Origin of the sequence: Mycobacterium sp. P7213, from assembly GCF_900604305.1 — a bacterium.
Lineage (GTDB): Bacteria > Actinomycetota > Actinomycetes > Mycobacteriales > Mycobacteriaceae > Mycobacterium.
The window spans coordinates 34224-46837 of sequence record NZ_UWOA01000040.1 but is presented as its reverse complement, the minus strand read 5'-3'; the positions used below and the strand labels follow the sequence as shown (position 1 = coordinate 46837).

At 68.0% G+C, this 12614-nt stretch carries 15 protein-coding genes and 1 tRNA gene; 10 read left to right on the top strand and 6 right to left on the bottom strand.

Annotated features, from left to right (window positions below; all coding sequences use genetic code 11):
* From EJK91_RS15665 to EJK91_RS15650, 4 genes are all read left to right on the top strand, one after another.
* A partial coding sequence (locus EJK91_RS15665; protein ID WP_164517980.1) for an HAD hydrolase-like protein occupies window positions 1-223 on the top strand: 223 nt, incomplete at its 5' end.
* A complete protein-coding gene (locus EJK91_RS15660; RefSeq protein ID WP_024440556.1) occupies window positions 216-710 on the top strand; it encodes a low molecular weight protein-tyrosine-phosphatase in 495 nt (164 codons plus the stop codon). The genes EJK91_RS15665 and EJK91_RS15660, both read left to right, overlap by 8 nt.
* A complete protein-coding gene (locus tag EJK91_RS15655; protein WP_125079390.1) occupies window positions 710-1546 on the top strand; it encodes an SURF1 family cytochrome oxidase biogenesis protein in 837 nt (278 codons plus the stop codon). Before EJK91_RS15660 ends, EJK91_RS15655 begins: the two co-directional genes overlap by 1 nt.
* 34 nt (window positions 1547-1580) lie before the next feature.
* On the top strand, window positions 1581-2441 hold the full coding sequence (locus EJK91_RS15650; RefSeq protein WP_125079392.1) for an LLM class F420-dependent oxidoreductase: 861 nt from the start codon (window positions 1581-1583) through the stop codon (window positions 2439-2441).
* 2 nt (window positions 2442-2443) lie between these two features.
* On the opposite strand, the gene fadD8 is transcribed toward EJK91_RS15650, so the two are convergent.
* A complete protein-coding gene (gene fadD8 / locus EJK91_RS15645) occupies window positions 2444-4036 on the bottom strand; it encodes a fatty-acid--CoA ligase FadD8 (RefSeq protein ID WP_125079389.1) in 1593 nt (530 codons plus the stop codon).
* Between the two features lie 119 nt (window positions 4037-4155).
* Between fadD8 and EJK91_RS15640 the strand changes: the two genes are divergently transcribed.
* Together EJK91_RS15640 and EJK91_RS15635 are read left to right on the top strand one after the other, a co-directional pair.
* A complete protein-coding gene (locus tag EJK91_RS15640) occupies window positions 4156-4572 on the top strand; it encodes an ArsR/SmtB family transcription factor (RefSeq protein ID WP_125079388.1) in 417 nt (138 codons plus the stop codon).
* Between the two features lie 7 nt (window positions 4573-4579).
* On the top strand, window positions 4580-4798 hold the full coding sequence (locus EJK91_RS15635) for a zinc transporter Slc39a7 (protein ID WP_125079387.1): 219 nt from the start codon (window positions 4580-4582) through the stop codon (window positions 4796-4798).
* 27 nt (window positions 4799-4825) lie between these two features.
* Here EJK91_RS15635 and EJK91_RS15630 read toward each other — a convergent pair whose 3' ends face one another.
* The 5 genes from EJK91_RS15630 to EJK91_RS15610 all read right to left on the bottom strand — a co-directional run bounded on the left by EJK91_RS15630 (window position 4826) and on the right by EJK91_RS15610 (window position 6695).
* A complete protein-coding gene (locus tag EJK91_RS15630; protein WP_125079386.1) occupies window positions 4826-5044 on the bottom strand; it encodes a hypothetical protein in 219 nt (72 codons plus the stop codon).
* Window positions 5045-5082: 38 nt separating this feature from the next.
* Window positions 5083-5157: transfer RNA gene (locus tag EJK91_RS15625), tRNA-Val, on the bottom strand.
* A 46-nt stretch (window positions 5158-5203) separates the two neighbouring features.
* Window positions 5204-5665: a peroxiredoxin gene (locus EJK91_RS15620; RefSeq protein ID WP_024440578.1), complete on the bottom strand. Its 462-nt coding sequence runs from the start codon at window positions 5663-5665 to the stop codon at window positions 5204-5206.
* Window positions 5665-6087 (bottom strand): DUF3052 domain-containing protein, encoded by a 423-nt coding sequence (locus tag EJK91_RS15615; protein ID WP_024440579.1) that lies wholly within the window; start codon window positions 6085-6087, stop codon window positions 5665-5667. Before EJK91_RS15615 ends, EJK91_RS15620 begins: the two co-directional genes overlap by 1 nt.
* Window positions 6088-6173: 86 nt before the next feature.
* A complete protein-coding gene (locus EJK91_RS15610) occupies window positions 6174-6695 on the bottom strand; it encodes a hypothetical protein (RefSeq protein ID WP_231383965.1) in 522 nt (173 codons plus the stop codon).
* 253 nt (window positions 6696-6948) lie between these two features.
* Between EJK91_RS15610 and aceE the strand changes: the two genes are divergently transcribed.
* From aceE to acpM, 4 genes are all read left to right on the top strand, one after another.
* Window positions 6949-9738: a pyruvate dehydrogenase (acetyl-transferring), homodimeric type gene (gene aceE / locus EJK91_RS15605; protein WP_125079385.1), complete on the top strand. Its 2790-nt coding sequence runs from the start codon at window positions 6949-6951 to the stop codon at window positions 9736-9738.
* Window positions 9739-9805: 67 nt separating this feature from the next.
* Window positions 9806-11122 (top strand): PucR family transcriptional regulator, encoded by a 1317-nt coding sequence (locus tag EJK91_RS15600; RefSeq protein WP_024440582.1) that lies wholly within the window; start codon window positions 9806-9808, stop codon window positions 11120-11122.
* Between the two features lie 178 nt (window positions 11123-11300).
* On the top strand, window positions 11301-12233 hold the full coding sequence (locus tag EJK91_RS15595) for an ACP S-malonyltransferase (RefSeq protein ID WP_125079384.1): 933 nt from the start codon (window positions 11301-11303) through the stop codon (window positions 12231-12233).
* Window positions 12234-12314: 81 nt separating this feature from the next.
* Window positions 12315-12614 (top strand): meromycolate extension acyl carrier protein AcpM, encoded by a 300-nt coding sequence (acpM, locus tag EJK91_RS15590; RefSeq protein WP_024440584.1) that lies wholly within the window; start codon window positions 12315-12317, stop codon window positions 12612-12614.

Here is a 12614-nt window from a genome sequence, read left to right as displayed (position 1 = left end):
GCTAGCGCAGCTGGCGCCGCTGCCCGCGCGGGTGCTGATGGTGGGCGATCGGCGCCACGATGTCGACGGTGCGGCCGCGCACGGTATCGACACGGTGCTGGTCGGCTGGGGCTACGGCCAGACCGACTATGCCGAGACCGCCGATGCCGGTCTGGATTCCCCCGACGGTCCCCTCGCCCGCGTGCAGACCGTCACCGAACTACGGGAGGTACTCGGTGTCTGAGCCGATGCTGCATGTCACGTTCGTCTGCACCGGCAACATCTGCCGCTCGCCGATGGCCGAGAAGATGTTCGCCCACCAGCTCGCGCAGCGTGGACTGGGCGGCACCGTGCGGGTGACCAGCGCCGGGACGGCGGACTGGCACGTGGGCAAGGGCGCCGACGAGCGCACCAACCGGGTGCTGCGCGACAACGGCTATCCGGTGGAGCACCGTGCCGCCCAGGTCGGACCCGAGCATGAGGCCGCGGACCTGGTGGTGGCGCTGGGACGCAACCATGTCGGGCTGCTGCGGGGGCTGGGTATTCCGGCCGAGCGGATCCGGATGCTGCGGTCCTTCGACCCACGTTCAGGAGCCGCCGTGCCCGACGTCGACGACCCCTACTACGGCGGTCATGACGACTTCGTGCAGGCGTTCACCGTCATCGCGGCAGCCCTGCCGGGCCTGCACGCCTGGGTCGACGGGCAGCTGGCGTTGGGCGAGAGCGGCTGATGCGCCGCCTGGCCTTCCTGCTGCGCCCGAGCTGGCTGGCTCTGGCGGCGGTGGTGCTGGGCTTCGCCTACCTGTGTTTCACCGTGCTGGCACCGTGGCAACTGGGCAAGAACACCACCACCTCTCGCGCGAACAGCCAACTCGAACACGCACTGACCGCCGAGCCCGTGCCGGTGAACACGCTGCTGCCGCACCAGGATTCGTTTGCGCCGGACGAGCAGTGGCGGCCGGTGACCGCCACCGGGCACTATCTGGCCGACAAGCAGGTGCTGGTGCGGTTGCGGTCTATCGACGGAGTGCCCGCGGTGGAGGTACTGGCACCGTTCACGGTCAAAGACGGGCCGACCGTGTTGGTGAATCGCGGCTTCGTGCGCACCGACGACGGCGGTTCGCGGCTACCGGACATTGCGGCACCGCCTGCCGCCGAGGTCACCATCACCGCGCGGCTGCGCGACTCCCAGGGCGCCATACCGGGCAAGAACCCGTTCACCGAGAACGGGTTTCGCCAGGTGTACTCGATCAACACCGAACAGGTCGCGGAGGTGACCGGCGTCGAGCTGACCGGGTCCTACCTGCAGCTTGTCGAAGACCAGCCCGGTGGCTTGGGTGTGATCGCGCTGCCGCGCCGGGATGCCGGCCCGTTCCTGTCCTACGGCATTCAGTGGATCGCGTTCGGAATCCTGGCGCCAATAGGTCTGGGGTACTTCGCGTTCGCCGAGCTGCGGGCACGCCGGGCGGAGCGCGCCGCGACACAACCCGAGGCGGGCGAGGACGAGCCCGCGCCGCCGATGACCGTCGAGCAGAAGCTCGCCGACCGATACGGCCGGCGCCGGTAGGCCTCCGACCGCGCTGTGCCATCCTGGGGCCATGGTGAACATTTCCGGTGTCGGGATCTGGAGTGCGCCGCTGCGCTACGGCGATCAGGGCGAGGCCGCCGAGGCGGCCGCCGAATTAGAGGAACTGGGTTTCGGGGTGCTGTGGATACCCGACGTCGGCGGTCCGGTGTTCGACGCGGTGGCCAACCTGCTGGCGGCCACCCGCAACGCAATCATCGCCACCGGCATCCTAAACCTGTGGATGCATAGCCCGGCCGACGTCGCGGCGTCCTACGCTGCGCTGACCGCGGCGCACGGTGATCGGTTCCTGCTCGGCATCGGGGTCAGCCACGCCCCGCTGATCGACGCCGGCGATCCGGGGCGCTACCGCCGCCCGCTGCGCGCCATGAGCGAGTTTCTCGACGGGCTCGACGCCGCCGACGCGCCGGTGCCGGTCGAGTCGCGGGTGCTCGCGGCACTGGGCCCCAAAATGCTCGACTTGGCCGGCGCCCGTAGCCGCGGCGCCCACCCCTACCTGACCACCCCCGAGCACACCCGGTTTGCCCGCGAGCAGCTGGGCGACGGGCCGTTGCTGCTGCCCGAGCAGACCGGGATCCTGTGCGCCAGCCGCGACGAGGCACGCGCGATCGGCACCAAGTGGCTGAGCTCCTATTTGGCGCTGCCCAACTACGCCAACAACCTGCTGCGGTCCGGCTTCTCCGAGGACGACATCGCCGGCGTCAGCGATCGGCTGTTCGACGCGATCATCGCCTGGGGATCTCCGGAGTCCGTGCTCAGCCGGGTCGCCGAGCACCAGGCCGCCGGGGCCGACCACGTCTGCGTCCAGCTGCTGGATGCGGACCCGCGGGCCTTCCCGCGGGAGCAGTGGCGGCAGCTGGCCGCAGCGCTGCGCTGACCTCAGCCGACGGAACGGTCTGCGCCGGACCAGAACTGGGCGCGCACCGCCTTCTTGTCCGGCTTGCCCAACGCCGTCACCGGCACCGATTCTGCGACAATCACCTGCTTGGGCGACTGGACCGAACCCTTGCGGTCCTTGACCGCGGACTGGATCTCGGCGGTCATCGTGGCTACCGCGGCGGCATCGCTGTCCACGCCCGGACGCAGCACCACCACCGCGGTCACGGCCTCACCCCACTTCTCGTCGGGGGTGCCGATCACGCACACCTGGGCCACCGACGGGTGCTCGGCGATAACGTCCTCGACCTCGCGGGGGAACACGTTGAATCCGCCGGTGACGATCATGTCCTTGGTGCGGTCGACGATGAAGTAGAAGCCGTCTTCATCCTCGCGGGCCAGGTCACCGGTGTGCATCCAGCCGTCCCTGAAGGTTTCGGCGGTGGCCTCCGGAAGCTTCCAATAGCCGCCGGACAGCAGGGGCCCGGACACGCAGATCTCGCCGACCTCACCCTGGGGCACCTGGTTGCCGTCGTCGTCCAGCAGCGCGACCCGGGCGAACAGGGTGGGGCGCCCGCAGGAGGTGAGCCGCTTCTGGTCGTGGTCCCCCTTGGCCAGGTAGGTGATCACCATCGGCGCCTCGGACTGGCCGTAGTACTGGGCGAAGATCGGCCCGAACCGGTCGATGGCCTCCTGCAGCCGGACCGGGTTCATCGCCGAGGCGCCATAGTACACCGTCTCGAGTGACGACAGGTCGCGGGTGTGCGAGTCCGGGTGATCCATCAGCGCGTAGATCATCGACGGCACCAGCATGGTGGCGGTGATCTTCTGCTCCTCGATCACCCGCAGCACCTCGGCCGGGTCGAATTTGGTCAGCACCACCAATTGGCCGCCCTTGATGATCGTCGGCACGAAGAACGCCGCGCCGGCGTGCGAAAGCGGGGTGCACATCAGGAATTTGGGGTGCTCCGGCCATTCCCACTCGGCGAGCTGCGTGGTGGTCATCGCGGTGATGGACGACACGGTGCCGATGACGCCCTTGGGCTTACCGGTGGTCCCGCCGGTGTAGGTGAGACCGCCGATGTGGTCGGGGGCAAGGTCGGAGGCCGCTAGGGGCTGCGGGTCGTACTTGGCCGCCTCCGCGGCGAGATCGACGGCCTTGCCCTCCAGCTCCGGCGGCACCGGCCCGATGGTCAGCACCTGCCGCAACGTCGGCACCTTCTCCAGCAGGCCGAGGGCGCGCTCCACGAAGGCCGGTGTGGGGTCGATGATCAGCGTGCTGACCTCGGCGTCGGCCAGCACGTAGGCGTGGTCGTCCAGCGACCCCAGCGGGTGCAGGGCCGTGCGCCGGTATCCCCGGATCTGCCCGGCGCCGATGATCATCAGCACCTCGGGACGGTTCAGCGACAACAGCCCGGTCGCGTCAGCTCCGAGTTCCTCGAACGCCTGGATGTACTGGCTGATGCGCTCGGCGAGCTGACCACCGGTCAAGGTGGTGTCACCGAGGAACAGCACCGGCTTGTCCCTGTTGCGCTTGAGGGCGCCCACGGTGAGATGCCCGGAGTGAATGGGCTGGCGCAGTGACTGCGTCGACATCGAGTTACCTCCGCTAGAGCGCTGAGAACTTGCCCGCTGGACATTACCGACCGCCCCATCGGCCGCTGGGACGAGCCGAGGGTTGACACCCCACGGAATCCAAGGCTTATTATTTGCGTATGCATGCAGATAATGGTCCGGCGGATCGGTTGCCCGAGGATCAGGTCGGCCTGATCGTCGAGGTGTTCCGAATGTTGGCCGATGCCACCCGAGTACAGGTGCTGTGGGCGCTGACCAGCCGGGAGATGTCGGTCAACGAACTCGCCGAGCACGTCGGCAAGCCGGCGCCATCGGTGTCCCAACACCTGGCGAAACTGCGGATGGCTCGGCTGGTACGCACCCGCCGTGAGGGCACCACGATCTTCTACAGCATGGAGAACGAGCACGTCTGCCAGCTGGTCACCGACGCCGTCTTCAACGCCGAGCATGCCGGGCCCGGGGTGCCGCCGCATCACCGCGCCGCCACGAGCCTCCCGGCTGCTGCCGGAGAGGCGTTGCCCCAACTGAGGCAGCGCGCGATCGAACAAGGGAGATGAACCACCCATGTCGCACCACAACCACGGTGAAGACCACAGCCACGACGCGCCGCACGCGCACGAGCACACGCACGGCGACCTGACGCACACCCACGTGCACGACGCGCATGAGCACGACCACGTCGAGCACGACCACGAGCACACTCACGAAGACGGGACCGTGCACAGCCATCCGCACACCCATCAGGTCGGCCTGGAGCACGCCGGGCACGCTCACTCGCACTGAGGACTCCGCAGAGCTCCGGGCAGCGCTTTAGGCCGAGAGCACGATCAGCAGGGCGATGACGCCGATCAGCACCAGCAGTGCCGCCCACAGCACCGCGCGTACGCCGGGCGGCTTGGCGGAACGGCCCGTGGGAGTCAGCTGCGGGCTGGTCGACGGCGGCACCCCCCATTGGCCGGTCGGTGCCCGGTCAGGTGGAACGGGCGGCGACGCTGGAGTGGGTTCGTCCGGTGTCGGAGAGGTTGTCATGCTCACCGCATTGACGGTCTGCCGCGGTGTCAAACAACTGGTGGGCGCGGACGGTATCGAACCGCCGACCGCTGGTGTGTAAAACCAGAGCTCTACCACTGAGCTACGCGCCCCTGCCTCGGGCAGGTTACCCGGACCGGTACCCCAGGCCCAAAACGATCAGGACTTGAGCGCGCCCAGGGCGTCGAGCCAGAGCTGCTGGTCGCGCGCCTCGCCGGGCTGCTTCATCTCGGCGAACCGGATGACCCCGGACTTGTCGATGACGAACGTGCCGCGGTTGGGAAAGCCGGTGTCGGAGTTGAACACCCCGTAGGCCTCGCTGACGGCGCCATGTGGCCAGAAATCCGAGAGCACCGGGAACAGGAACCCACTCTCGGTCGCCCAGATCTTGTGGGTGGGCGGCGGGCCGACCGAGATCGCCAGCGCCACGCTGTCGTCATTGACGTAGCTGGGCAGATGGTCGCGCAGCTGATCCAGTTCGCCCTGGCAGATGCCGGTGAAGGCCAGCGGGAAGAACACCACCAGAACGTTCTTGTCGCCCCGGAAGCTGCTCAGCGTCACCTGCTGCTGGTTCTGGTCCTTGAGGGTGAAGTCAGGGGCCTGCGCGCCGACTTCCAGCATCAACGCTTCCCCGCGCGGGACTTGGGCTGCACCAGGCGACTGGCGCTCCAGTCCCCCAGGTTGACCGACGACGTCGGCATCAGGCCGGCGGTCGGCGCAGCTTCGGCGATCTCGGCGGGCTGCACGTGGCCGGAACGACCGGTCTTGGGCGTCAACACCCAGATCACCCCGTCGTCGGCCAAGGCGGTGATCGCATCCATCAGGGTGTCCACCAGATCACCATCGCCGTCACGCCACCAGAGCAGCACGACATCGACCACCTCATCGGTGTCCTCGTCGAGAAGTTCGCTGCCGGCGGCCTCTTCAACGTCGACACGGATGTCGTCGTCGGCGTCCTCGTCCCAGCCGAACTCCTGGATCAACTGCTTGCTCTCGATGCCCAGTTTGCGGGCGAAGCTCGGGGCGTTATCCGCCGCGACCACCGTGTGACCTCCTTCGATCGTCAGCGCTATGTGTGATGTGAATCATCGTTGCACAGCTCGCTGTGCTTGACAGTGCGAGCGGGGGCTCAGAACGCCTTGCACAGCTGCATTCCCTTGTCCCGGGCCCGGTTGAGCTCGTCCTTGCGCGCGTTGTACACCGACACCGGCGCCTTGGATGAAATCGCGGTCGCCACACCGCGAGCGGCCTGTGCGTAGGTGTTGAACGCGTCGGTCATCTCCTGCGACAACTTCTCGTTGATCGCGGCGGCGACCTCGTCGGCGCTGTGGTTGAGCGCCTCTACCGCCGGCCCGGCGGTGCCGGAGATATCGCCACCGTTGTTGAACGCCTCGACGTACTTGTTCACCACGTCGACGGCGTCGCTGCTGCTGGAGGCGAATCGGCCGCACGCGCCGCGGACCGCCTGGGTGGTCATCGACTGCTGGCGCTGGGTCTCACGAATGCTGGAGGTGGCCTCCGAGGCCGACACCGACGCCGACACCGAGGAGCGGTAGGCCGGGGCTTCGGAGGTGTCGGCTTGCGGGTTGCCGCCGATGATGCTGGTACAGCCCACGACACCCATCGCCAATGCCGCCACCACACCGGCCACCGACGCGCCTACCCGAGCGTGTCGCCGCGTCTGGGCGCGCGAGGCAGTCAGCCGTCGGGTCAGCACAACTTCAGACGTTACCGCGTACCTGCCACCAGGCCGAGATCAGCCCACCCCGCGGCACTCGCCCACCGGCGGGCGGGTGTCCGGTGAGGCACGATAGAAAAGACGAGACCGGCGAATCGATCGGTCGGTGTCATCCTGGCCACAAGCCGGGAGGCACATCTTGCCCTCCGAACCAAGGAGCAATGCGTTGACCACTGAGGCCGTAGATCAGGATCTGGCCAAAAAGCCAAGCAGCACAACCGAATCCGATCGGGTCCGGGTGATCCGCGAGGGGGTGGCGTCCTACCTCCCCGACATCGACTCCGACGAGACCTCCGAGTGGCTGGAGTCCTTCGACGAACTGCTGGCCCGGTCCGGCCCGGCCCGCGCCCGCTACCTGATGTTGCGATTGCTCGAACGCGCCGGCGAGCAGCGGGTGGCGATCCCCGCACTGACCTCCACCGACTACGTCAACACCATCCCGACCGAACTGGAGCCCTGGTTCCCCGGCGACGAGGAAACCGAGCGCCGCTACCGCAGCTGGATTCGCTGGAACGCGGCGGTGATGGTGCACCGCGCGCAGCGCCCCGGAGTGGGCGTCGGCGGGCACATCTCGACCTACGCGTCGTCGTCGACGCTGTATGAGGTCGGCTTCAACCACTTCTTCCGCGGCAAGGACCACCCCGGTGGTGGCGACCAGGTGTTCATCCAGGGCCACGCCTCCCCCGGCATCTATGCGCGCGCCTTCCTGGAGGGCCGGCTGAGCCCCCACGATCTCGACGGTTTCCGCCAGGAGCACAGCCATCCGGGCGGCGGCCTGCCCTCCTACCCGCATCCGCGGCTGATGCCGGACTTCTGGGAGTTCCCCACGGTGTCGATGGGCCTGGGCCCGATGAACGCGATCTACCAGGCCCGGTTCAACCACTACCTGCATGACCGCGGCATCAAGGACACCTCCGATCAGCACGTGTGGTGCTTCTTGGGCGACGGTGAGATGGACGAGCCGGAGAGCCGCGGGCTACTGCACGTCGGCGCGCTGGAGGGCCTGGACAACCTGACGTTCGTGGTCAACTGCAACCTGCAGCGCCTGGACGGCCCGGTGCGCGGCAACGGCAAGATCATCCAGGAGCTGGAATCGTTCTTCCGGGGCGCGGGCTGGAACGTCATCAAGGTGGTGTGGGGCCGCGAGTGGGATGCCCTGCTGCACGCCGACCGCGACGGTGCCCTGGTGAACCTGATGAACGTCACCCCCGACGGCGACTACCAGACCTACAAGGCCAATGACGGCGGCTACGTGCGGGAGCACTTCTTCGGCCGCGACCCGCGCACCAAGGCGCTGGTACAGAACCTGTCCGATCAGGACATCTGGCACCTCAAGCGCGGCGGGCACGACTACCGCAAGGTCCACGCCGCCTACCGCGCAGCCGTCGAACACAAGGGCCAGCCCACCGTCATCCTGGCCAAGACCATCAAGGGCTACAGCCTGGGCAGCTACTTCGCCGGCCGTAACGCCACCCACCAGATGAAGAAGTTCCGGCTGCAGGACCTCAAGGACTTCCGCGACGAGATGCGGATTCCGATCCCGGACTCCGAACTCGAGGAGAACCCCTACCTGCCGCCGTACTACCACCCCGGCGAGAACGCCCCCGAGATCCGTTACCTGCTGGATCGGCGCCGCGCCCTGGGCGGCTTCGTGCCGCACCGTCGCACCCAGGCCAAAGCGTTGCAGCTGCCGGGCTCCGAGGCCTACGCGGCGGTCAAGAAGGGTTCGGGCAACCAGGAGGTCGCCACCACCATGGCGACCGTGCGGGTGTTCAAAGAGTTGTTGCGGGACAAGCAGTTAGGCCCGCGTCTGGTGCCGATCATCCCCGACGAGGCCCGCACGTTCGGGATGGATTCGTGGTTCCCGTCGTTGAAGATCTACAACCGCAACGGCCAGCTCTACACCTCGGTGGATGCCGACCTGATGCTGGCCTACAAGGAAAGCGAAGTCGGCCAGATCCTGCACGAGGGCATCAACGAGGCCGGTTCGACCGCCTCGTTCACCGCGGTCGGGACGTCGTACGCCACCCACGACGAGCCGATGGTGCCGATCTACATCTTCTATTCGATGTTCGGCTTCCAGCGCACCGGCGACGGCCTGTGGGCGGCTGCCGATCAGATGGCACGAGGTTTCGTGCTGGGGGCCACCGCGGGACGCACCACGCTGACCGGCGAGGGGCTGCAACACGCCGACGGCCACTCACTGCTGTTGGCGTCCACCAACCCGGCGGTGGTCTCCTACGATCCCGCGTTCGCCTACGAGGTCGCCCACATCATCGAAAGCGGCCTGCACCGCATGTACGGCCCGGACCCGGAGAACGTGTACTTCTACGTCACGCTCTACAACGAGCCCTACGTGCAGCCGGCCGAACCCGACGGTTTCGATCCGGAAGGGCTGCTGCGCGGCATCTACCGTTTCCGCAAGGCCGCCGAACCGCGGTCGAACACCGCGCAGATCCTGGCCTCGGGGGTGGCGGTGCCCGAGGCGTTGCGGGCCGCCGACCTGTTGGCCGCCGACTGGGATGTGGCCGCCGACGTGTGGTCGGTGACCAGCTGGGGTGAGCTCAACCGAGACGGTGTAACCATCGAACGCGAGCGGCTGCGGCACCCGGACCGCCCGGCCGCGGTGCCATATGTGACCCAGGCACTGGCAGACGCCACCGGCCCGGTCGTCGCGGTGTCGGACTGGATGCGTGCGGTACCCGAGCAGATCCGGCCGTGGGTGCCCGGCAATTACGTCACCCTGGGCACCGACGGGTTCGGGTTCTCCGATACCCGGCCGGCCGCGCGGCGCTACTTCAACACCGACGCCGAGTCGGTGGTGGTGGCGGTGCTGGCGGCGCTGGGCCGCGACGGGGCCATCGACGCATCCGTTGCGGTGAGCGCGGCGACGCAGTACCAGATCGACGACGTGTTGGCCGCCCCGGAGCAGACGTCGGATTCCGGGGTGGCCTAGAGAGGCTTGAGCCTCGGTGACCGCCGGGTTGTCAGTTGTGGCCAGAAAATGGGCGTAGCTTTTAGGGATGACTGACAACCCGGCGGTTCCGGTCCTACCGCGCTCCACCCTGGACCAGCTCAGCGCCGTCCCGGACGCCATCCTGCGCCGACTGAAGAACTACTCGGGCCGCCTGGCCACCCAGGCTGATGCCGTGATGGGCGAGCGGTTGCCGTTCTTCGCCGACTTGGAGGCCTCCCAGCGAGCCAGCGTCCAATTGGTGGTGCAGACCGCCGTGGTCAACTTCGCCGAGTGGATGCGCGACCCGCACGGCAATGTCAGCCACACGGCGCAGGCGTTCGCACTGGTGCCGCAGGATCTGACCCGCCACATCGCGCTGCGCCACACCGTGGACATGGTGCGGGTCACCATGGAGTTCTTCGAGGAGGTCGTGCCACTGCTGGCCCGCTCCGAGGAGCAGGTGACCGCGCTGACGGTGGGCATCCTCAAGTACAGCCGGGATCTGGCGTTCACCGCGGCCTCCGCCTACGCCGACGCCGCGGAGGCCCGGGGCACCTGGGACTCTCGGATGGAGGCCAGCGTGGTGGACGCCGTGGTCCGCGGGGACACCGGCCCGGAGTTGTTGAGCCGGGCGGCCGCACTGAACTGGGACACCACCGCTCCGGCCACCGTCGTGGTGGGCACCGCTCCGCCGGGGCCGGATGCTCTCGCCGGACAGAAAGCCAGCCAAGACGTCCGCGACGTCGCCGAGCGTCACGGCCGGGCGGCGCTGACCGACGTGCACGGCACCTGGCTGGTGGCCATCGTGTCGGGTCCGCTGACGCCCACCCAGAAGTTCCTCGCCGACCTGCTCGGTGCCTTCTCCGACGGTCCGGTGGTGATCGGACCGACGGCGCCGATGTTGACCGCCGCCTATCACAGTGCCAGCGAGGCGATCTCGGGGATGAACGCCGTCGTGGGCTGGACCGGGGCACCGCGACCGGTGCTGGCTCGCGAGCTGCTTCCGGAGCGGGCGCTGATCGGCGACGCGTCGGCGATCGCGGCCCTGCACACCGATGTGATGCGGCCGCTTGCCGAGGCCGGGCCCACGCTCACCGAGACGCTGGACGCCTATCTGGACTGTGGTGGCGCGATCGAGGCCTGCGCCCGCAAGTTGTTCGTTCATCCAAATACCGTCCGTTACCGGCTCAAGCGGATCGCCGACTTCACCGGACGCGATCCGGCCGTGCCGCGCGACGCCTATGTCCTGCGGGTTGCCGCCACGGTCGGGCGGCTGGCCAACCAAGCGCAGCACGCCAGTTTCAGCAGTGCAGACGTCACCTACGCGGCCCCGCCGCTGTCGTCCGGCCGTCCCGATGAACCTCAGGTCAGCCCGGATGGGTGAGCCGCCGGCGGTAGTCCGGACACCTACAGGCGCACACCCACGGCGGACATTTGTCGCAGTTCGGTATCGAACACGTCGCATCGAACGGCAGGTTTGTAGGGTCTCCACAAAAACATAAGACAATGTTCATAATCTAGGACATCCTGCAAATCGCGCTTCACAATGTTCTCTTAAAGACGTGATTGCGTTGCTCGCTCCCGGACAGGGATCTCAGACCCCCGGCATGCTCGCGCCGTGGCTGGAGTCGGCCGGCGCCGATGCCGCCCGCGAGCGGTTGGCCGCCTGGTCGGAGATCGCCGGCTTGGACCTGGTCGCACTGGGCACCACCGCGACCGCCGAGGAGATCACCGACACCGCGGTCACCCAGCCGCTGGTGGTGGCGGCGACCCTGCTGGCCTACGCCGAGCTGGTCGAACGACGCAACGGCCCGGTGAGTGGCAGCGACGTGATCGTGGCCGGCCACTCCGTCGGTGAGATCGCCGCCTACGCGATCGCCGGCGTCATCTCCCCCGACGACGCCGTCATGCTGGCCGCCACCCGCGGCCGCGAGATGGCAAAGGCCTGCGCACTCGAGCCGACCGGCATGGCGGCGGTGCTCGGCGGCGACGAGGCCGAGGTCCTGACCCGCCTCGAGCAGCTCGACCTGACCCCGGCCAACCGCAACGCCGTCGGCCAGATCGTGGCGGCCGGCCCGCTGCCCGCGCTGGACAAGCTCGCCGAAGACCCGCCCGCCAAGGCCCGGGTCCGCAAGCTGGCCACCGCGGGGGCATTCCACACCCAGTACATGGCACCGGCGCTGGAGGCCTATACCGCCGCCGTCGAGCAGGTCAGCGCCGCCGGGGTTTCCGAGCCCAGCGCTATCCTGTTGTCCAACCGCGACGGGCAGCCGGTGACGTCGGCCGCGGAGGCGTTGGAGCACCTGGTGGCGCAGCTGACCCGGCCGGTGCGCTGGGACCTGTGCACCGAGACGCTCCGCGCCCGCGAGGTCACCGCGATCGTGGAGTTTCCGCCCGCCGGCACGCTGGCCGGCATCGCGAAACGCGAACTTCGGGGGACCCCGACGCACGCCGTCAAGTCCCCCGCAGATCTGGACGGACTGCCCGAGTTCTAGAGTCCGCTTCCAAACCTGCACAACCAGATACGCAGTAATCACGCCGCACACCCCGTGCGGATCCAACCGAAGGGAAACACAGTGCCTGCTAGTCAGGAAGAAATCATCGCCGGTCTCGCCGAGATCATCGAAGAGGTGACCGGTATCGAGCCGAGCGAGGTCACCGTCGAGAAGTCCTTCGTCGACGACCTGGACATTGACTCGCTGTCGATGGTGGAGATCGCGGTTCAGACCGAAGACAAGTACGGCGTGAAGATCCCGGACGAGGACCTCGCCGGCCTGCGCACCGTCGGTGACGTGGTGGGCTACATCCAGAAGCTCGAGGCCGAGAACCCGGAGGCCGCCGCCGCGCTGCGCGAGAAGTTCGGTTCCGAGAGCTAA